Consider the following 20,829-nt stretch of genomic DNA (forward strand, 5'->3'; position numbering starts at 1 on the left):
CAGGCCGGAGTCAGGGGATCACGCGTCTCCAGTTCGGCGCCACGGAACAGCGGCAGCACGACGTAGGCGAGGTAGAAGAAGATCAGGGTAATGGCGGCCAGCACGGCGAGGCCGCCGACCAGGACGTACCAACGGGTCAGTCGATCCTTGAGCGCTCGGATACGGCGCTTGCGCTGCAGGGCAGGCGTATTGAAATCGATCCGCTCGGGGAGAGAAGAAGTCATCGGGGAGTTGGCCATGTCGTTCATGGAGTGACACCCTAGCGGCCCTATATGACAGAAAGATGACATGGAGGTGACGCGACAAAGCCCGCCAGCAGAGCCATGCTGGCGGGCTCGGTCGAGTAAGCGTCAGCCCATGCCGGACGGGGATCTCCGCCCGGATGGAGGACTGATTACAGACCCAGGTCCTTGATCGCTTTTTCGGCGACTTTGGACGGCAGCGGGATGTAGCCGTCTTTCACGACAACCTGCTGGCCAGTCTTGGAGAGCACCATCTTCAGGAACTGGGCTTCCAGCGGGTTCAGTGGCTTGTTCGGCGCCTTGTTGACGTAGACGTAGAGGAAGCGCGACAGCGGGTAGGAGCCGTTCAGGGCATTCGCCTCGTTGTCTTCGATGAACTCGCCGCCTTCTTTCTTGGCCAGGGCAACGGTCTTCACGCTAGCGGTCTTGTAACCGATACCGGAGTAGCCAACGCCGTTCAGGGACTGGCTGACCGACTGAACCACGGAAGCCGAACCCGGCTGCTCGTTCACATTCGGCTTGTAGTCGCCTTTGCACAGGGCTTCTTCCTTGAAGTAGCCGTAGGTGCCGGATACGGAGTTACGACCGAACAGTTGCACAGGCTTGTTGGCCCAGTCGCCGGTCAGGCCCAGATCACCCCAGGTCTTCACTTCCGCCTTGCCGCCGCACAGGCGGGTGGAGGAGAAGATGGCGTCGACCTGTTGCATGGTCAGACCCTTGATGGGGTTGTCCTTGTGCACGAAGATCGCCAGGGCGTCCACGGCAACCGGAACAGCGGTCGGCTTGTAGCCGTACTTCTGCTCGAAGGCCTGCAGCTCGACATCCTTCATCTTGCGGCTCATCGGGCCCAGGTTGGCGGTGCCTTCGGTCAGAGCCGGCGGCGCGGTGGAGGAACCGGCGGCCTGGATCTGCACGTTCACGTTCGGGTACAGGCGCTTGTACTCTTCCGCCCACATGGTCATCAGGTTGGCCAGAGTGTCGGAACCGACGCTCGACAGGTTACCCGACACACCGCTGGCTTTCTGGTAGTCCGGCAGAGCCGGATCGATCGCGGCCACCGCACTGGCGGTGCCTACGCCTGCGGCGACAAAAGTCAGGGCCGCCATCAAACGCTTGAGTTTCATGCCTTGCTCCTTAAGGAGAATGGGGTTGGATGGAACGGGGGCCAGTATTGTCAGACCGCATGAAGACTCTATGACGTGAATGTGACAGTTAGATGAAATGCCATCAGTCTGCTGGCAGGCGGCTGTAACGAGTCAAATCGGATGGATTGTGAAGGCGGGATATGGCGTTCCAGAGCCTCCGCTGGGCCACTCACGCCCTTTGTAGGACCGAGGGGGACGCCCAGTCCTTACTCGCGAACATCTCTTGCCTTGGCGCTGCAAATTCGAGCTCGCAGGCTCCATAACCGTCCGCGGCTTTACGCCTTCTATGACACTCCCCACGGCGAAGATTTACGCCTCCTGGAGCGAGTGCCCAGCCTCATTGCGAGGCCAATGTTTCCGCGCGCAAAAGCAAAACCCCCGGCCAGCGATGCTGACCAGGGGTCTTGGGATAGGAGCTTGACGATGACCTACTCTCACATGGAGAAACTCCACACTACCATCGGCGATGCGTCGTTTCACTACTGAGTTCGGGATGGGATCAGGTGGTTCCAACGCTCTATGGTCGTCAAGCAATTCTTTATGGACGCTCGTGGCAAGTGCACACGCTCATCCAGATTCGGGTATGTGACAGGTATTTGCGGTTCACACGAACTTTCGGTTCGTTACGTCTTCACCGTACAACACGCAAATTGTTTGGGTGTTATATGGTCAAGCCTCACGGGCAATTAGTATCGGTTAGCTCAACGCCTCACAGCGCTTACACACCCGACCTATCAACGTCGTAGTCTTCGACGGCCCTTCAGGGGAATCAAGTTCCCAGTGAGATCTCATCTTGAGGCTAGTTTCCCGCTTAGATGCTTTCAGCGGTTATCTATTCCGAACATAGCTACCCGGCAATGCCACTGGCGTGACAACCGGAACACCAGAGGTTCGTCCACTCCGGTCCTCTCGTACTAGGAGCAGCCCCTCTCAAATCTCAAACGTCCACGGCAGATAGGGACCGAACTGTCTCACGACGTTCTAAACCCAGCTCGCGTACCACTTTAAATGGCGAACAGCCATACCCTTGGGACCGGCTTCAGCCCCAGGATGTGATGAGCCGACATCGAGGTGCCAAACACCGCCGTCGATATGAACTCTTGGGCGGTATCAGCCTGTTATCCCCGGAGTACCTTTTATCCGTTGAGCGATGGCCCTTCCATACAGAACCACCGGATCACTAAGACCTACTTTCGTACCTGCTCGACGTGTCTGTCTCGCAGTCAAGCGCGCTTTTGCCTTTATACTCTACGACCGATTTCCGACCGGTCTGAGCGCACCTTCGTACTCCTCCGTTACTCTTTAGGAGGAGACCGCCCCAGTCAAACTGCCCACCATACACTGTCCTCGATCCGGATAACGGACCAGAGTTAGAACCTCAAGCATGCCAGGGTGGTATTTCAAGGATGGCTCCACGCAGACTGGCGTCCACGCTTCAAAGCCTCCCACCTATCCTACACAAGCAGGCTCAAAGTCCAGTGCAAAGCTACAGTAAAGGTTCACGGGGTCTTTCCGTCTAGCCGCGGATACACTGCATCTTCACAGCGATTTCAATTTCACTGAGTCTCGGGTGGAGACAGCGCCGCCATCGTTACGCCATTCGTGCAGGTCGGAACTTACCCGACAAGGAATTTCGCTACCTTAGGACCGTTATAGTTACGGCCGCCGTTTACCGGGGCTTCGATCAAGAGCTTCGCTTTCGCTAACCCCATCAATTAACCTTCCGGCACCGGGCAGGCGTCACACCCTATACGTCCACTTTCGTGTTTGCAGAGTGCTGTGTTTTTAATAAACAGTCGCAGCGGCCTGGTATCTTCGACCGGCATGGGCTTACGGAGTAAATCCTTAACCCTCGCCGGCGCACCTTCTCCCGAAGTTACGGTGCCATTTTGCCTAGTTCCTTCACCCGAGTTCTCTCAAGCGCCTTGGTATTCTCTACCCAACCACCTGTGTCGGTTTGGGGTACGGTTCCTAGTTACCTGAAGCTTAGAAGCTTTTCCTGGAAGCATGGCATCAACCACTTCACCATCTAAAAGATGACTCGTCATCAGCTCTCGGCATTAAGACCCCGGATTTACCTAAGATCTCTGCCTACCACCTTAAACTTGGACAACCAACGCCAAGCTGGCCTAGCCTTCTCCGTCCCTCCATCGCAGTAACTAGAAGTACAGGAATATTAACCTGTTTCCCATCGACTACGCTCTTCAGCCTCGCCTTAGGGACCGACTAACCCTGCGTCGATTAACGTTGCGCAGGAACCCTTGGTCTTTCGGCGTGGGAGTTTTTCACTCCCATTGTCGTTACTCATGTCAGCATTCGCACTTCTGATACCTCCAGCAAGCTTCTCAACTCACCTTCACAGGCTTACAGAACGCTCCTCTACCGCGCATCTTGCGATGCACCCGTAGCTTCGGTGTATGGTTTGAGCCCCGTTACATCTTCCGCGCAGGCCGACTCGACTAGTGAGCTATTACGCTTTCTTTAAAGGGTGGCTGCTTCTAAGCCAACCTCCTAGCTGTCTAAGCCTTCCCACATCGTTTACCACTTAACCATAACTTTGGGACCTTAGCTGACGGTCTGGGTTGTTTCCCTTTTCACGACGGACGTTAGCACCCGCCGTGTGTCTCCCACGCTGACACTTCCAGGTATTCGGAGTTTGCATCGGTTTGGTAAGTCGGGATGACCCCCTAGCCGAAACAGTGCTCTACCCCCTGGAGTGATACGTGAGGCGCTACCTAAATAGCTTTCGAGGAGAACCAGCTATCTCCGAGCTTGATTAGCCTTTCACTCCGATCCACAAGTCATCCCCTACCTTTTCAACGGGAGTGGGTTCGGTCCTCCAGTCAGTGTTACCTAACCTTCAACCTGCTCATGGATAGATCGCCCGGTTTCGGGTCTATACCCAGCGACTAAAACGCCCTATTAAGACTCGCTTTCGCTACGCCTTCCCTATACGGTTAAGCTCGCCACTGAATATAAGTCGCTGACCCATTATACAAAAGGTACGCAGTCACCTAACAAAGTAGGCTCCCACTGCTTGTACGCATACGGTTTCAGGTTCTATTTCACTCCCCTCTCCGGGGTTCTTTTCGCCTTTCCCTCACGGTACTGGTTCACTATCGGTCAGTCAGTAGTATTTAGCCTTGGAGGATGGTCCCCCCATATTCAGACAAAGTTTCTCGTGCTCCGTCCTACTCGATTTCACTTCAAAGAACCTTTCACATACGGGGCTATCACCCACTATGGCCGCACTTTCCAGAGCGTTCTGTTAGATTCAAAGAAGCTTAAGGGCTAATCCCCGTTCGCTCGCCACTACTAAGGGAATCTCGGTTGATTTCTTTTCCTCAGGGTACTTAGATGTTTCAGTTCCCCTGGTTCGCCTCTTACACCTATGTATTCAGTGCAAGATACCTAACTTATGCTAGGTGGGTTTCCCCATTCAGAGATCTCCGGATCAAAGTCTGTTTGCCGACTCCCCGAAGCTTATCGCAGGCTACCACGTCTTTCATCGCCTCTGACTGCCAAGGCATCCACCGTATGCGCTTCTTCACTTGACCATATAACCCCAAGCAATCTGGTTATTGTCTCGAACGTGAAGACGACATTCGCCGAAAATTCGCGCTTGAACTCGCAAATTTTACCTTGACTTGAATAATCACCAGTGAAAGAGATTATTCAGTCTACTTCTATCACATACCCAAATTTTTAAAGAACAGTTCTGGCACAAAGACCAGACATCAATGTTCGTTCATCCTGAACATTCATGTCTGAGCTTTCGACGATTAATGGTGGAGCCAAGGAGGATCGAACTCCTGACCTCCTGCGTGCAAAGCAGGCGCTCTCCCAGCTGAGCTATGGCCCCATCGGATCAGCAGCACACCACAACAATTGGTGGGTCTGGGCAGATTCGAACTGCCGACCTCACCCTTATCAGGGGTGCGCTCTAACCAACTGAGCTACAGACCCAATCGTCTAACCAGTGAATCAAGCAATTCGTGTGGGAGCTTATGAAGAAGCTGAGATCTTCGATTAAGGAGGTGATCCAGCCGCAGGTTCCCCTACGGCTACCTTGTTACGACTTCACCCCAGTCATGAATCACTCCGTGGTAACCGTCCCCCTTGCGGTTAGACTAGCTACTTCTGGAGCAACCCACTCCCATGGTGTGACGGGCGGTGTGTACAAGGCCCGGGAACGTATTCACCGTGACATTCTGATTCACGATTACTAGCGATTCCGACTTCACGCAGTCGAGTTGCAGACTGCGATCCGGACTACGATCGGTTTTATGGGATTAGCTCCACCTCGCGGCTTGGCAACCCTCTGTACCGACCATTGTAGCACGTGTGTAGCCCTGGCCGTAAGGGCCATGATGACTTGACGTCATCCCCACCTTCCTCCGGTTTGTCACCGGCAGTCTCCTTAGAGTGCCCACCATAACGTGCTGGTAACTAAGGACAAGGGTTGCGCTCGTTACGGGACTTAACCCAACATCTCACGACACGAGCTGACGACAGCCATGCAGCACCTGTGTTCCGATTCCCGAAGGCACTCCCGCATCTCTGCAGGATTCCGGACATGTCAAGGCCAGGTAAGGTTCTTCGCGTTGCTTCGAATTAAACCACATGCTCCACCGCTTGTGCGGGCCCCCGTCAATTCATTTGAGTTTTAACCTTGCGGCCGTACTCCCCAGGCGGTCGACTTATCGCGTTAGCTGCGCCACTAAGATCTCAAGGATCCCAACGGCTAGTCGACATCGTTTACGGCGTGGACTACCAGGGTATCTAATCCTGTTTGCTCCCCACGCTTTCGCACCTCAGTGTCAGTATCAGTCCAGGTGGTCGCCTTCGCCACTGGTGTTCCTTCCTATATCTACGCATTTCACCGCTACACAGGAAATTCCACCACCCTCTACCGTACTCTAGTCAGGCAGTTATGGATGCAGTTCCCAGGTTGAGCCCGGGGATTTCACATCCATCTTACCAAACCACCTACGCGCGCTTTACGCCCAGTAATTCCGATTAACGCTTGCACCCTTCGTATTACCGCGGCTGCTGGCACGAAGTTAGCCGGTGCTTATTCTGTTGGTAACGTCAAAACAGCAAGGTATTAACTTACTGCCCTTCCTCCCAACTTAAAGTGCTTTACAATCCTAAGACCTTCTTCACACACGCGGCATGGCTGGATCAGGCTTTCGCCCATTGTCCAATATTCCCCACTGCTGCCTCCCGTAGGAGTCTGGACCGTGTCTCAGTTCCAGTGTGACTGATCATCCTCTCAGACCAGTTACGGATCGTCGCCTTGGTAGGCCTTTACCCCACCAACTAGCTAATCCGACCTAGGCTCATCTGATAGCGCAAGGCCCGAAGGTCCCCTGCTTTCTCCCGTAGGACGTATGCGGTATTAGCGCTCCTTTCGAAACGTTGTCCCCCACTACCAGGCAGATTCCTAGGCATTACTCACCCGTCCGCCGCTGAATCCAGGAGCAAGCTCCCATCATCCGCTCGACTTGCATGTGTTAGGCCTGCCGCCAGCGTTCAATCTGAGCCATGATCAAACTCTTCAGTTCAATACTGCTTGGGTTTTGAGAAAACCCTAAACTTGGCTCAGCAATCGCATGCTCTATTTAAAGAGCTAAAACTCTCGAATTCACGAGTGTTACTTGCGCTGCTGATAATCAGTCGATCATCAGTCTTACATCACAAGCACCCACACGAATTGCTTGATTCAACTTGTTAAAGAGCAGTTGGTTAAGGCTTTCGTCTCAACCGAGGCGCGCATTCTACGCTAACCTCTCTTTCCGTCAAGCTTTATTTTTCGAAAATTTCTTTTCTACTCAATCGCTTGTGCTTCAGCGAAGGAAACCTTCTCATCAGCGGGAGGCGCATTCTACAGCGATCAAACTCGCTGTCAACCACCTCGGCGATCTTCTTTTCAGCTCGCTGCCGGAGCAGCTAATGAAGAGCGACAAGTGAACTACCTGCCTGATCACCACTTCCAACTCCGAACCTCTGTAAGTACTTGATTTTCAAGTTCTTTCAGCGCTTCGTCGCCGGGAGTGGTGCGCATTATAGGGAGTTTAAATTGGCCGTCAACGACTAATTTAATCTTTCTGCAAAAAACTGTCCGATCGATCAGTTTACCGCCATCCCCTGCCCTACCAGCCGGCGTTCCTGGCGCAGCAGGTAGGCACCAACCAGCAGGCCAACCACGCACAGCGCCACTACATAGTAGGCAGGGCCCAGCGGGTCTTCCTTCATAAGGAGGGCAACGACCATGGGCGTCAGGCCACCGAAGATGGCGTAGGCCAGGTTGTAGGAGAAGGACAGGCCGGTGAAGCGCACCACTGCCGGGAAGGCATTGACCATCACATAAGGCACCGCGCCGATGACACCGACGCACAGGCCGGTGACTGCATACAGCGGGAACAGCCAGTCCGGATGCGTCTTGAGGCTGGTGTAGAAGGTCCAGGAGACGACGCCCAGCAGGATGCTTCCCACTATAAAGGTGCGACCCGCGCCGAAACGGTCGGCGAGGCGCCCGGCCAGGATGCAGCCGACGCTCAGGCAGACGATGGCCACGCTGTTGGCCTTCAGCGACGTAGCAGCATCGAAGCCATAGACAGTCTGCAGCACCGACGGGGTCATCAGGATCACCACCACGATGCCGGCGGACAGCACCCAGGTCAGCAGCATGGACAGCACGATGGCCGGGCGATGTTCACGCACCACCACGCCCAGCGGCACCTCGTCGGCCAGCTGCTTGCGTAGCTGCAGTTCGGCGAATACCGGAGTCTCGTGCAGCCAGCGGCGCAGGTAGACGGAGAACAGGCCGAAGATGCCGCCCAGCAGGAACGGGATACGCCAGGCGTAGCCCTGCACTTCCTCGGCGCTGTAGACGCTGTTGATCAGGGTCGCCACCAGCGAACCGATGAGGATGCCCGCGGTCAGACCCGACGTGAGCGTGCCGCAGGCATAGCCCACGTGACGATGGGGGACGTGCTCGGCAACGAACACCCAGGCGCCCGGCACTTCACCACCAATGGCCGCGCCCTGGATGACGCGCAGCAGCAGGAGAGCCAGCGGCGCCCAGATACCGATCTGCGCATAGGTGGGCAGCAGGCCCATGATCAGGGTGGGAACGGCCATCAGGAAGATGCTCAGGGTGAACATCTTCTTGCGGCCCAGCAGGTCGCCGAAGTGGGCCATCACCACCCCGCCCAGCGGACGGGCCAGGTAGCCGGCGGCGAACAGGCCGAAAGTCTGCAACTGGCGCAGCCAGTCGGGCATGTCGGCGGGGAAGAACAGCTTGCCGACCACGGTGGCGAAGAACACGAAGATGATGAAGTCGTAGAACTCGAGGGCGCCGCCCAGGGCGGACAACGAAAGAGTCTTGTAGTCGCTGCGGGTCAACGGACGTGACGCGGGCGCGGCAGGAGCGTTCACAGAAGGCATGGTGCTTGTTATCTCTGCAGGCAAGGAGGCTGCGGCCGGCAGCCGCAGGTGCCGCACCATAGCAAATTGCGCGGAGGCGACACAGCGGCCGCGCCCGCGGGAATTTCACCCTATCCTGCGGTCGTCGCGCCGGCCCTCCCTCTATATAATGCGGGCAGGCCGATCAAAAGCTGTCCCAAGGCCTTGCGCCGGCAGGTGTCTTGGGAGAGTTTTTCCATACCCTCACCATGAGTACGCCGGGGGCAAGAGGCCCTTACCTATGATCGAGCTCGAACAAGAAGATCCTATCCCGCAAGGCGACCTGGCCTTGCAGATCACCGCCCTGCCGCGCGAGACCAACGGCTTTGGCGACATCTTCGGTGGCTGGCTGGTGGCGCAGATGGATCTCGCCGGAACCGCCATGTCCAGCCGCATCGCCGGAGGCCGCGTGGCCACGGTAGCCATCGACCGCATGGCCTTCCTGGTTCCGGTCGCTGTCGGCGCGCAGCTCTCCTTCTATACCCAGACCCTGGAAGTGGGCCGCAGCTCGATCCGCATGCTGGTCGAGGTATGGAGCGATGACCCGCTGTCCAGCGAATGGCGCAAGGTCACCGAGGCGGTGTTCGTCTTCGTTGCCATCGACGGTAGCGGGCGCACCCGACCGGTTCCGCCGCGTCGCGGCTGAAAACTGAAAACGCCGGCAATCTCGCCGGCGTTTTCGTTTCTATCTTTCAGAATCAGCGCTGCGGCTTTCCACGCACCGGCGCACCTTCGGCCTTGAAGTAGTCGGCGGTGCTGCAAGGCAGCGACGGGCGACCGCGCACCTTATCGGCGAGCTTCTCGGCCATCATGATGGTGGTGGCATTGAGGTTGCCGGTGATGATCAGTGGCATGATCGACGCATCGATCACCCGCAGCCCTTCCATGCCGTGCACACGGCCTTCGCCATCAACCACCGCCATGTCGTCGTCGCCCATCTTGCAGGAGCAGGACGGGTGGAAGGCCGTTTCCGCGTGTTCACGGACGAAGGCGTCGAGGTCGGCGTCGCTCTGCTTGTCCAGGCCCGGGCTGATCTCGCGGCCGCGATAGGGGTCGAGCGCCGGCTGGTTCATGATCTCGCGGGTGATCCGGATGGCATCGCGGAACTCCTGCCAGTCCTGCTCGCAGGACATGTAGTTGAACAGGATGCTCGGGTGCTTGCGCGGATCGCGGGAGGTCACGTTGATCCGCCCGCGGCTGGGCGAGCGCATGGAGCCGACGTGAGCCTGGAAGCCGTGCTCGCTCACCGCGTTGCTGCCGTTGTAGTTAATCGCCACCGGCAGGAAGTGGTACTGGATGTTCGGCCACTCGAATTCCGGGCGACTGCGGATGAAACCGCCAGCCTCGAACTGGTTGCTCGCGCCCAGGCCGGTGCCGAGGAACATCCACTCCGCGCCGATCTGCGGCTGGTTCCACCATTGCAGCGCCGGGTACAGCGACACCGGCTGCTTGCAGGCGTACTGCAGGTACATCTCCAGGTGGTCCTGGAGGTTCTGGCCAACGCCAGGCAGGTCATGCACGACCTCGATGCCCAGGTCACGCAGCAGCGCGGATGGGCCGACGCCGGAGCGCTGCAGCAGTTGCGGAGAAGCGATGGCACCCGAGCACACCAGCACTTCGCGGCGTGCGCGGACTTCCTTCAGCGCGTTGTCATCGCCATGCAGATAGGTCGCGCCAATGGCACGTTTGCCACTGAATAGGATGCGGTCGGTCAGCGCGTGGGTGACGATGGTCAGGTTCGGGCGCTCACGTGCCTGGTCCAGGTAGCCACGGGCGGTACTGGCGCGACGGCCCTGCGGGGTGACGGTGCGGTCCATCGGACCGAAGCCTTCCTGCTGGTAGCCGTTGAGGTCCTCGGTACGCGGGTAACCGGCCTGCACGCCGGCCTCGACCATGGCGTGGAACAGCGGGTTGTTGCCGGCCTTGGGCGTGGTGACGCTCACCGGGCCGTTGCCGCCGTGGTAGTCGTTGGGGCCGATGTCGCGGGTCTCGGCCTTGCGGAAGTACGGCAGGCAGTCCAGGTAGGTCCAGTCTTCCAGGCCCTTCTCCTGCGCCCAGCCATCGAAGTCCATGGCGTTGCCGCGGATGTAGCACATGCCGTTGATCAGCGAGGAGCCGCCCAGGCCCTTGCCGCGTCCGCACTCCATGCGGCGGTTGTTCATGTACGGTTCGGGGTCGGTCAGGTACGCCCAGTTGTAGCGGCGGCCCTGCAGCGGATAGGCCAGCGCCGCCGGCATCTGCGTGCGGAAGTCGGCGCGGTAGTCCGGGCCGCCGGCTTCGAGCAGCAGCACGCTGACGTCGGCGTCCTCGGTCAGGCGGGTAGCCAGTACGTTACCGGCGGAACCGGCGCCGATGATGATGTAGTCGTATTCCTGGGACATGCAGGCCTTCCTCTTTTTCAGGCACGACACCGCCCGCGACGCGTGCGCGCCGGTGTCTGCGTGTTGGGAATGGCCGGTGGTCAGGGAGTCATGCCTGCGACCGGCCTTTCATGGCTCGATCGCGGCGATCAGAACACCGAGGTGTAGTCGCCCAGCTCTACCTGTACGGATTTGATGCGAGTGTAGTGAGCCAGGGTGGTCAGGCCGTTCTCACGACCGACACCCGATTGCTTGTATCCGCCAACCGGCATCTCGGCCGGCGACTCGCCCCAGGTGTTGATCCAGCAGATGCCCGCTTCCAGGCGGTGGATCGCCCGGTGCGCACGAGCCAGGTCCTGGGTCACGACGCCGGCGGCGAGGCCGTACTCGGTGTCGTTGGCGCGGCGGATAGCCTCGTCCTCGGCGTCGTAAACGAGGATGCTCATGACCGGCCCGAAGATTTCCTCGCGGACGATGGTCATGTCGTCACGGCAGTCGGTGAACACGGTCGGCGCGACGTATGCGCCCTTGCCGAACTCGCCCTGAGTGACGCGCTCACCACCGCACAGCAGGCGGGCCTTCTGTTCCTTGCCGGACTCGATGTAGGAGAGAACGCTCTCCATGTGCGGGAAGCTCACCAGCGGGCCGAAGTTGGTGGTTTCGTCCTGCGGGTTGCCCAGACGGATGCGCTTCACGCGCTCCAGCACCTTGGCCTCGAAGCGCGCCTGCAGGTTGCGCGGGATGAACACGCGGGTGCCGTTGGTGCACACCTGGCCGGAGCTGAAGAAGTTGGCCATGACGGCGATGTCGGCGGCGCGGTCGAGGTTGGCGTCCTCGAAGATGATCAGCGGCGACTTGCCGCCCAACTCCATGGTCACTTCCTTGAGCGAGGAACTGGAAGCGCTGGCCATGACCTTCTTGCCGGTGGAGGTGCCGCCAGTGAAGGAGATCTTCTCGATCAGCGGGTGTTCGGTCAGCCACTGGCCGACTTCGCGGCCGCTGCCGGTGAGCACGTTGAACACGCCATCGGGCAGGCCGGCCTCGGTATAGACCTCGGCGAGCTTCAGCGCGGTCAACGGGGTGACTTCGCTGGGCTTGAAGATCATCGCGTTGCCGGCGGCCAGGGCCGGAGCGGATTTCCACAGGGCGATCTGGATCGGGTAGTTCCAGGCGCCGATGCCGGCGACCACACCCAGCGGCTCGCGGCGGGTATAGACGAAGCTGGTGTCGCGCAGCGGGATCTGCTCGCCTTCGATGGCAGGCACCAGGCCGGCGTAGTACTCGAGCACGTCGGCGCCGGTGACGATGTCGACGAAGCGAGTCTCGGCCAGCGGCTTGCCGGTGTCGAGAGTTTCCAGTTCGGCGAGTTCGTCGTTGCGCTCACGGAGGATGTCGACGGCGCGGCGCAGGATGCGCGAGCGCTGCATGGCGGTCATCGCTGCCCAGACTTTCTGCCCTTCCACCGCTGCCTGCACGGCGCGCTCGACATCTTCCTTCGAGGCGCGTTGTACCTGGGCGAGGACTTCACCGTTGGCCGGATTGATGGTCTCGAAGGTGGCGCCGCTGGTGGCTTCCACGTAGCGACCGCCAATGTAGAGCTTCTGTACTTCGAATCGAGCCATGGTGCGGTGGTCCTCTCTTGTCGGTGTCAGCGCAAGGCTGCGCCCGCTATCCGGGGCGCTTGGCCAGTTGTTGGTCGAGGTAGTCGTAGGCAATCGCCAACGCCTGCTCGGTGTCGAAGGCATCGCCCGAGAGCGCGCCCCGCAGCCAGAGGCCATCGATCAGCGCGGCCAGCCCGCGAGCGGCGCTGCGGGCCTGGGCCAGCGGCAGTTCGCGGCGGAACTGGCTGCACAGGTTCGAATACAGCCGGTGGTCGTTGATCCGCTGCAGCCGGCGCAGCGCCGGCTGGTGCATGCTGGTCGCCCAGAACGCGAGCCAGGTCTTCATGGCCGGGCCGTTGACCTGCGAGCTGTCGAAGTTGCCGGCGATGATGGCCCGCAGGTGCGAGCGCGGTTCGTCGTTGCGCAAGGTAGCGCGGCGCTCGGCGACGGCCTTGCTCAATGCCGACATCAAATGTCGCATCGTCGCTTCCAGCAGCCCGTTCTTGTCCTGGAAGTAGTGGCTGATGATGCCGTTGGAGACCCCCGCGAGGCGGGCGATCAGGGCGATGCTGGCGTCGCTCATGCCCACCTGGTCCACCGCCTCGAGGGTCGCGTGGATCAGCTGGGAGCGGCGAATCGGCTGCATACCGACCTTGGGCATTTCGAATCTCCTCTTCGCCGGGCGTGCCTGTGCCGTCCGGCGATAATGTGGGCCAGTCTATTCGTTTTTTATTGAACGCTCAATCAACTAAGAATATGCTGCGTTGCATCAACACCTCCGAGGCGCCCGCATGGCGGGGCCCGTACCGTTCATCGCTACGCCACCGGCAAGGATCGCAGAATCCGCGCCGGATGTGTCGCAGCCGCTCTCCCCGGTGACGTCGCCTGACGGCACCTGCCCGTTTCGACGGGCCTTTCACAGCCCGGCTCATGCCGGGCTTTCTTTTGCCCCATGTCAGGGCCTGCGCCGCGCGCCAGCGACTATGGTTTCAGCCATACCCCTCGCGAGGATCGCCGCCATGTCGCAACACCCGCTCTGGCAAGCCCTGGGCCGTCACTGGAAATGGATCGCTCTGCGCGGTGTCGCCGCCCTGCTGTTCGGCATCCTGGCCATGGTCTGGCCGGGCATCGTGCTGACCGTGATGGTGCTGTTCTTCGGTGCCTACGCCTTCGTCGACGGCCTGTTCACCCTGATCGCCGCCGCACAGATGCGCGAATCCGGCCGGCCCCTGTGGCCGCTGGTGCTGGTGGGATTGCTGGGGATTGCCGCCGGGCTGATCGCCTTCCTCTGGCCGCAGCTGACCGCGCTGGGCCTGCTGATGCTGATCGCCGGCTGGGCGCTGGTGATGGGCGTGCTGCAGATCATCGCCGCGATCCGCCTGCGCAAGGCGCTGCAGAACGAGTGGTGGCTGGGGCTTTCCGGCGCGGTGTCGGTACTGTTCGGGGTGCTGATGATCGGCAATCCGGGGGCCGGGGCGATCGCCGTGGCCTGGGTGATCGGCGCCTACTCGGTATTCTTCGGCGCCCTGCTGATCATGCTCGCGCTGCGCCTGCGCAAGACCTCGACCTTCAATGCCTGAAGAGCGGGACTGGTGCCTGCTGCGCCTGGACGACAACGGCAACCGCTTCGTCATGCGCCGCCAGCTGACCCGCGCCGAGGCCGAAGCCCTGGCGCGGGACTACCAGGCCCGCGGCCACCGGCAGACCTACTGGGCGGAGCGCGAGACGCCCCGCCCGGCCTGACTCAGCAGCCGGTCAGGCGCGCTTCTACGCGCTCGGCGGGGAAGAAGATCGGGCGCAGACGCACGCCCACCGCGTTGCCGAAGAACGCCGCCACCAGCCACAGCCAGCCGTGCAGGCTGCCCGAGGCGATGCCGCTGAAATACGCGCCGATATTGCAGCCGTAGGCCAGGCGCGCACCGTAGCCCAGCAGCAGGCCGCCGATCACCGCTGCTACCAGCGAGCGGGCGGGAATCTTCAGGCTCGGCGCGAAGCGCCCGGCGAGGCCGGCAGCCAGCAGCGCGCCGATCATGATGCCGAAGTCCATCACGCTGGTGACGTCCTGCCAGACCGGCGCGGCCAGCGCCTTGGCATTGGCTTCGACCTGCCAGAAGGCCCACTGGTCGACGGCAATACCGAGGCTCTCGAATGCCTTCGCGCCCCACAGGGCAAAGGCCGAGGTGACGCCCCACGGACGCCCTGCCAGCGCCAGCGTGGCGAAGTTCAGCAGCGCCAGCGCCACCGCGCCCCACACCAGCGGCCAGGGACCGCGGAAGAACCGACCGATGCCCTTCTCGCCGTTGCTGGCGATCAGCTCCAGCACGCCATGGCGGCGTCGTTCCAGCACCACGCTGACGGCGGCGATGGCGGCGAACAGCACGAGGCTCAGCGCCAGCGCCGGGAAAAGGCCCAGCGACTGCACGATGGAGGTCGGCGGCAGCGATGGCAGGGCAAACCACCAGCCGATGTGGTGGGTGGCGACCACCGAGCCGACGATGAAGAACAGCAGCGTCACCAGCATCCGCGCGTTGCCACCGCCGACGGTGAACAGCGTGCCGGAGGCGCAACCGCCGCCCAGTTGCATGCCGATGCCGAAGATGAAGGCGCCGACGATGACCGACGTGCCGGCCGGCGACACCAGCCCCTTCACCGGTTCGCCGAACAGCGTGCCGGCGGCCAGGGCCGGGAAGAACAGCAGCACAGCCAACGCGAGCATCACCATCTGCGCACGCAGGCCGGCGCCACGGCGCTCACGGATGAACACGCGCCAGGCGGACGTGAAGCCGAAGGCCGCGTGGTAGAGCGTCAGCCCCAGTGCGCCTCCGACCAGGAACAGCAATGCCTGCCGGCCACTCACCACCTGGGCGAGGAACAGCGCGCCCGCCAGCAGCAGGAGGAAGGCGACCCAGAGCGCCGTGGACTTGCGCTCGGGGACGGTGGACAGGGCTAGGCTCATGGCGGCTCCGGGGTATTTTCGAGAGGGGCGATATTCTAGGGAGCCTAGTGCCTCTCGCCAACTTCGTAAGGCAGCTAAGGAAATAGCCGGAAGTTACAAGCCTCCAGTAAAACCACAGCCGCCCGTAGGGCGCATAACGCCCCAAGCGTTATCCGCCGCCCGCATTGCCCCGAAGCCCAGATGGCGGATAACCGTGCACGGTTACTTGCCCTACGATCGAGCCCACGCCTTGCGCAGGGCCTTGAGCGCCTCAGCGATCCGCGCCTCCGGCACCGCCGCGAAGCCCAGCACCAGCCCGGCCCGCTGATCCGCCGGCTCGACGGACTCCGGCAGCCAGTAGTCGCTCAGGGCATTTACCTCGACACCAACCGCCGCCGCGCGCTGCACCAGTTCCAGCTCGCGTTCACGGCTGTTGACCCGCACGCACAGGTGCAAGCCCGCCTCCACCGCCGGCATCGGCGCGCAGCCGGCAACCTCCGGCCAGCCGCGCAGCAGCGCATCGCGGCGGCTGCGAGCGGCCCGGCGCATGCGGCGCACATGGCGCTGGAAATGCCCTTCGGCGATGAAGTCCGCCATGACACGCTGGGTGCCGACTTCGGAATGACGTACATCCAGCGCACGGCGGCGGGCGAAGGCCTGCGCCAGTGCCGGAGGGACGACCAGGTAGCCCAGGCGTAGCGCCGGGAAGGCGATCTTGCAGAAGGTGCCGACGTAGAGCACGCGGTCATGGCGATCCAGCGCCGCCAGCGGCATCAATGGTGTCCCGCTGTAGCGGTACTCGCCGTCGTAGTCGTCCTCGACAATCCAGCCGCCGCTGCGCTCGGCCCACTCCAGCAGCTCCAGTCGCCGCGCCAGCGACAGGGTTACGCCGGTGGGGTACTGGTGCGAGGGCGTGACGTAGACCAGCCGGCAGTCCGGCAGCTGTTCCAGCTGCGCTGTGCACAGGCCATCGGCATCCACCGGCACACCATGCAGGCGCGCACCCGCCGTGGCGAAAGCATGGCCGGCGGCGCGGTAGCCGGGATTCTCAATGGCCGCGCCGTCACCCGCGGCGAGCAGTACCTGGGCACACAGCGCGATGCCCTGCTGGGCGCCGCTGGTGATGATGATCTGCCCGGCGTCGCAGTGCAGGCCACGGGTGGTACGCAGATAGGCGGCGACCAGCTCGCGCAGGCGCTGCTCGCCAGCCGGGTCGCCATAACCCAGGCAATCCAGCGGCGGATCGCGCCAGAAGCGCGCCTGCAGCCGCGCCCAGGTATCGAAGGGGAAGAGGTCGAAGGCCGGCACACCGACCCGGAACGCCCGTGGCGCGCCGGTGGGCGGCGGCGGCAGATGGTGCCGCGCGAGGCGCTCCAGCGAAGGCGCATCCGGGCTGCGGGCTTCGCTACGAACCGCGTCGACCGAGGGCTGAACCCGCTCCGCCACGTAGGTGCCGTCGCCCGTGCGGCCTTCGATGTAACCCTCGGCGTAGAGCTGCTCGTAGGCGCGTACCACGGTATTGCGGGACACCCCCAGCGAGGAGGCCAGATCACGGCTGGCCGGCAGCCGCGAGCGCGCCGCGAGACGACCATCGAGGATGCGCTCGCGCAACGCCTGAAACAGTTGCACGCCCAGCGGGCGGGCAGGATCGAGGCGGATGCCGGAAGGATTGAAGGGCAACGGGACGCTCATGGAGAAGGCTACCAGGACGACGGCAATGGTTCCCTTGATTTCACCATGAATGGCTCTTTAGCAGAACCAATTCCCGACCTAGTCTGGAAGCACTCCAACGCACACAAGGTTGTCAGCATGTCTTCCGCCGTCGAGATCCGCCCGATCAGCGCCGCTGATCACACCGCCTGGCTGCCGCTCTGGCAGGGCTACCAGCGCTTCTACAAGACCACCATCGACGAGGCCACCACGGCCGTCACCTGGCAGCGCTTCCTCGATGCGGCCGAGCCGATGCACGCAGCCCTCGCCTGGCGCGATGGCGTGGCCATCGGCATGGTGCACTTCATCTACCACCGTTCCTGCTGGACCCAGGGCGATTACGTCTACCTGCAGGACCTGTATGTCGCCGAAGGCCAGCGCGGCGGCGGCATCGGCGCACAGCTGATCGAGCACGTCTACGCCGACGCCCGCGCCAATGGCGCCTCGCGGGTGCACTGGCTGACCCACGAGAGCAACACCGACGCCATGTTCCTTTATGACCGGATTGCCGACCGCTCCGGGTTCGTCCAGTACCGCAAGATCCTCTGAGCCGGAGCGCCCATGAACGAACAACCCCTGCTGAACTGGCGCCCCGCCGCCAGCCCTGAACGCCGTACCCTGACCGGCCGCTACATCAACCTCGTAGCGCTGGACGTCGCCCTCCACGGCGACGACCTGTGGCAGGCACTGCAAGGTCCGGATTCCGATCCGCTGCTGTGGGACTACCTGCCCTACGGCCCCTTCCCCGAGCGCGCGCCCTTCGATGCCTGGCTGGCGGGCAACGCGGCGAGCAACGACCCGCTGTTCTTCGCCGTGATCGACCGCACCAGCGGCCGTGCCGTTGGCCTGCTCAGCTACCTGCGGATCTTCCCGAAAGACGGCAGCATCGAGATCGGCCACATCGCCTACGGCCGCGTGATGCAGCGCTCGCCCGCCTCCACCGAAGCGGTCTACCTGCTGGCCCGCTGGGCCTTCGAAATGGGCTACCGCCGCCTGGAATGGAAGTGCAACGCGCTCAATGCCCGCTCCATGCGCGCTGCCGTGCGCCTGGGCTTCGTCTTCGAGGGCACCTTCCGTCAGGCCACGGTGGTCAAGGACCGCAACCGCGATACCGCGTGGTTTTCCATCATCGACAGCGAGTGGCCGCGTTGCCAGCGGGCCTTCGAACGCTGGCTGGACGCCGCCAACCTCGATGCCGACGGTCAGCAGCGCGAACGGCTCGAAGACCTGCGCCAGAGCTGATCTTTTCATTCTCCGGGAACTGCCCGCTGCGCGAAGGATCGGTGATACTGAAACTTTCGCAGCGCAGTCCCGGAGACCCCCATGAGCAGCGACATCCAGACTCCCCGCGTCGAGCAGGTACAGATCGATCAACTGTCCTGCTGGCGCATCCACACCGCCCATGGTGAAGCCCTGATCGCCCAGCAGGGTGCGCAACTGCTCAGTTACCAGCCCCACGAACAGCCGCCGCTGGTGTGGCTGAGCGAGACCGCCGAGTACCGCCACGGCCAATCCGTGCGCGGCGGCGTGCCGGTGTGCTGGCCATGGTTCGGCAACCTGGACCGCAACCCGGTGGACATCCGCACCGCCTTCCAGGGCGACAAGCCGCCGGCCCACGGCCTGGTGCGCGCCCTCGACTGGCAGCTGGACGACATTGCCGACGAGCTCGGCCAGCTGTCGGTGCACTTCAGCTACGACGCAAGCCAGGGCCTGCCCGGCTGGGCTCACTCGGCGCGGCTGGAGCTGGTGATGCGCTTCGGCGAACGCCTGACTCTGGAAATGACCACCCACAACCTCGGCGACAAGCCGCTGCCGCTGACCCAGGCACTGCACACCTACTTCGCCGTCAGCGACTGCCGCCAGGTAAGCATCGAAGGCCTGCAGGGCAACCGCTACCTGGACGCCATGGAGAACTGGGAGGAGCGCCAGCAGCACGGGCTGATCCGCTTCACCGGCGAAACCGACCGCGTCTACCTGGACGTGGAGAAAACCCTGGTGATCCAGGACCCGCTGTGGGAGCGCGGCATCCACGTCAAGGCCGGCGGCTCGCGCTCGGCGGTGGTGTGGAACCCGTGGATCGACAAGGCCGCGCGCCTGTCGCAGATGCTCGACGATGCCTGGACCGGCATGCTCTGCATCGAGACTGCGCGGGTGATGGACGACGCCCTGAGCGTGGCGCCGGGGCGCAGCGAGACCATGAGCGTGGAAATCTGGGGTGAGCCGCTGAAGGCCTGATGGCCCCGTAGGGCGCATAACGCGCCAGCGTTATCCGCCGCAGGCGGGCCGGCGGATAACCTGTTCCAGGTTATTCGCCCTACGTTTGCCCGCGGAAAATCGGCATACGGTTGTACGCTGATAGACCTTACAGATCGCTCTCTTCCACCGGCCGCACCTTGGCGTCGTCGATGGCGTAGGCCGCGTCGGCCAGGTCATTGCTGACCTTCTCCACCTTCAGCGTGCCGCTGACCCAGATGGGGTTGTAGATATCGTCGATCTGGATGCCCTTGGGGTAGCGCACCAGCACGATCTGGTTCGGCGGCGGCGGCGGCACGTGGATGCATGCACCTGGGTAAGGCACCAGGAAGAATTCGGTGACGCGGCCCTTGGCGTCGTTCTCAAGCGGCACCGGGTAGCCGCCCAGGCGCAACGCCTTGCCGTTCAGCGCGGCCACGGTTTTCGTGGAGTACATCACCTGCGGCAGCTTCTTGTCGGACTGCTTCAGCCCGCCCTTGTTGGTGAAGGTGCCGTTGGCCTCGGGGCCGTTGTGGGTGATCTCCGGCATGTCTTCCAACGCCTTGCGGTCGCTCGGCGGCATCAGGGACAGCCAGTCGGTTTCGGGGAGTTCGGCGGCGGACGCCAGGGAAGTCAGCAGTATCAGGCAGCAGGCGAGCAGTGGTCGGCGCATCGTGGACTCGAAGGGCCCGGTCGGGCACAGGCGGCAGGGGCTTCCTGCGCCCTCCCCCTTGGCGGGAGAGGGGCGGAAATCACCGTCAATTCTTCTTGATCAGGCCGTAAATGACCAGCAGCACGATGGCGCCGATCACCGCGCCGATGAAGCCCGCAGCCTGACCGGCCGCGTAGATGCCGAGCGCCTGGCCGCCGTAGGTCGCCAGCAGCGAGCCGCCGATGCCGATCAGGATGGTCATGATCCAGCCCATGCTGTCGTCGCCCGGCTTCAGAAAGCGTGCGATGAGTCCGACGATCAGGCCGATGACGATGGTTCCGATGAAGCCCATGACAGTCCCTCCTTGTGGGATGTGCGCGGCATATTCGCGCGTGTCATGGGACAGTGTAGGAAAGCCTCGCGTTCCGTGTATTCCCGCGAGCCAGAGCGACCCGTAGTGTTTCGTGGGCCTTACAGCAGTC

General features: G+C 61.9%; 15 protein-coding genes, 2 tRNA genes and 3 rRNA genes. 6 read left to right on the forward strand and 14 right to left on the reverse strand.

The window, feature by feature from the left end; genetic code table 11:
* Positions 1-394 precede the first annotated feature (394 nt).
* The 7 genes from ABKS89_RS29625 to ABKS89_RS29655 all read right to left on the reverse strand — a co-directional run bounded on the left by ABKS89_RS29625 (position 395) and on the right by ABKS89_RS29655 (position 8,839).
* Entirely contained in the window at positions 395-1,366 is a 972-nt protein-coding gene (locus ABKS89_RS29625; protein WP_138217125.1) for a phosphate ABC transporter substrate-binding protein PstS, read from the reverse strand.
* A 436-nt stretch (positions 1,367-1,802) separates the two neighbouring features.
* Positions 1,803-1,918, reverse strand: a 5S ribosomal RNA gene (gene rrf, locus ABKS89_RS29630).
* Positions 1,919-2,052: 134 nt separating this feature from the next.
* Positions 2,053-4,944, reverse strand: a 23S ribosomal RNA gene (locus ABKS89_RS29635).
* Positions 4,945-5,173: 229 nt separating this feature from the next.
* Positions 5,174-5,249 (reverse strand) — tRNA-Ala (locus ABKS89_RS29640).
* Between the two features lie 27 nt (positions 5,250-5,276).
* Positions 5,277-5,353: transfer RNA gene (locus ABKS89_RS29645), tRNA-Ile, on the reverse strand.
* A 64-nt stretch (positions 5,354-5,417) separates the two neighbouring features.
* Positions 5,418-6,954 (reverse strand): 16S ribosomal RNA (locus ABKS89_RS29650).
* The 16S, 23S and 5S rRNA genes sit together here with 2 tRNA genes alongside, the layout of an rRNA operon.
* A 565-nt stretch (positions 6,955-7,519) precedes the next feature.
* Entirely contained in the window at positions 7,520-8,839 is a 1,320-nt protein-coding gene (locus tag ABKS89_RS29655) for an MFS transporter (protein ID WP_348590176.1), read from the reverse strand.
* A gap of 259 nt (positions 8,840-9,098) precedes the next feature.
* Between ABKS89_RS29655 and ABKS89_RS29660 the strand changes: the two genes are divergently transcribed.
* Positions 9,099-9,503, forward strand: coding sequence for an acyl-CoA thioesterase (locus tag ABKS89_RS29660; protein ID WP_017521585.1), 405 nt, complete (start codon positions 9,099-9,101; stop codon positions 9,501-9,503).
* Positions 9,504-9,555: 52 nt separating this feature from the next.
* Here ABKS89_RS29660 and betA read toward each other — a convergent pair whose 3' ends face one another.
* The 3 genes from betA to betI form a co-directional block, all read right to left on the reverse strand.
* The gene (betA, locus tag ABKS89_RS29665; RefSeq protein ID WP_348590174.1) at positions 9,556-11,238 is read right to left on the reverse strand and encodes a choline dehydrogenase; all 1,683 of its coding nucleotides are present in this window, start codon (positions 11,236-11,238) and stop codon (positions 9,556-9,558) included.
* A gap of 128 nt (positions 11,239-11,366) precedes the next feature.
* Positions 11,367-12,839: a betaine-aldehyde dehydrogenase gene (gene betB / locus ABKS89_RS29670; RefSeq protein WP_138213658.1), complete on the reverse strand. Its 1,473-nt coding sequence runs from the start codon at positions 12,837-12,839 to the stop codon at positions 11,367-11,369.
* A 46-nt stretch (positions 12,840-12,885) separates the two neighbouring features.
* Positions 12,886-13,479 (reverse strand): transcriptional regulator BetI, encoded by a 594-nt coding sequence (gene betI / locus ABKS89_RS29675; protein ID WP_045214133.1) that lies wholly within the window; start codon positions 13,477-13,479, stop codon positions 12,886-12,888.
* Between the two features lie 358 nt (positions 13,480-13,837).
* On the opposite strand from betI, the gene ABKS89_RS29680 reads away from it, so the two are divergent.
* On the forward strand, positions 13,838-14,398 hold the full coding sequence (locus ABKS89_RS29680) for an HdeD family acid-resistance protein (protein WP_081519150.1): 561 nt from the start codon (positions 13,838-13,840) through the stop codon (positions 14,396-14,398).
* Positions 14,391-14,561, forward strand: a complete 171-nt coding sequence (locus tag ABKS89_RS29685; protein ID WP_138213656.1) for a hypothetical protein — start codon at positions 14,391-14,393, stop codon at positions 14,559-14,561. Before ABKS89_RS29680 ends, ABKS89_RS29685 begins: the two co-directional genes overlap by 8 nt.
* A 1-nt stretch (position 14,562) precedes the next feature.
* Here the strand turns inward: ABKS89_RS29685 and ABKS89_RS29690 are convergent, their stop codons facing one another.
* Both ABKS89_RS29690 and pdxR read right to left on the reverse strand, forming a co-directional pair.
* On the reverse strand, positions 14,563-15,774 hold the full coding sequence (locus ABKS89_RS29690) for a YeeE/YedE family protein (RefSeq protein ID WP_348590173.1): 1,212 nt from the start codon (positions 15,772-15,774) through the stop codon (positions 14,563-14,565).
* 210 nt (positions 15,775-15,984) lie between these two features.
* Positions 15,985-17,445: a MocR-like pyridoxine biosynthesis transcription factor PdxR gene (pdxR, locus tag ABKS89_RS29695; protein ID WP_348590172.1), complete on the reverse strand. Its 1,461-nt coding sequence runs from the start codon at positions 17,443-17,445 to the stop codon at positions 15,985-15,987.
* A 117-nt stretch (positions 17,446-17,562) separates the two neighbouring features.
* On the opposite strand from pdxR, the gene ABKS89_RS29700 reads away from it, so the two are divergent.
* The 3 genes from ABKS89_RS29700 (at position 17,563) to ABKS89_RS29710 (ending at position 19,698) form a co-directional block, all read left to right on the forward strand.
* Entirely contained in the window at positions 17,563-18,012 is a 450-nt protein-coding gene (locus ABKS89_RS29700) for a GNAT family N-acetyltransferase (RefSeq protein WP_138213653.1), read from the forward strand.
* Between the two features lie 12 nt (positions 18,013-18,024).
* Positions 18,025-18,705, forward strand: a complete 681-nt coding sequence (locus tag ABKS89_RS29705; RefSeq protein WP_138213652.1) for a GNAT family N-acetyltransferase — start codon at positions 18,025-18,027, stop codon at positions 18,703-18,705.
* Positions 18,706-18,786: 81 nt separating this feature from the next.
* Positions 18,787-19,698 carry a D-hexose-6-phosphate mutarotase gene (locus ABKS89_RS29710; protein ID WP_348590171.1) on the forward strand — a complete coding sequence of 304 codons (912 nt, stop codon included), beginning with the start codon at positions 18,787-18,789 and terminating at the stop codon, positions 19,696-19,698.
* Between the two features lie 127 nt (positions 19,699-19,825).
* Here the strand turns inward: ABKS89_RS29710 and ABKS89_RS29715 are convergent, their stop codons facing one another.
* Complete coding sequence (locus ABKS89_RS29715; RefSeq protein ID WP_138213650.1) at positions 19,826-20,368, reverse strand: DUF3299 domain-containing protein; 543 nt, start codon at positions 20,366-20,368, stop codon at positions 19,826-19,828.
* An 85-nt stretch (positions 20,369-20,453) separates the two neighbouring features.
* Complete coding sequence (locus ABKS89_RS29720) at positions 20,454-20,699, reverse strand: GlsB/YeaQ/YmgE family stress response membrane protein (RefSeq protein WP_081519143.1); 246 nt, start codon at positions 20,697-20,699, stop codon at positions 20,454-20,456.
* Positions 20,700-20,829: the final 130 nt, after the last annotated feature.

This window comes from Pseudomonas sp. LABIM340, from assembly GCF_040017195.2.
In the GTDB taxonomy this organism is placed as follows: Bacteria; Pseudomonadota; Gammaproteobacteria; order Pseudomonadales; family Pseudomonadaceae; genus Pseudomonas.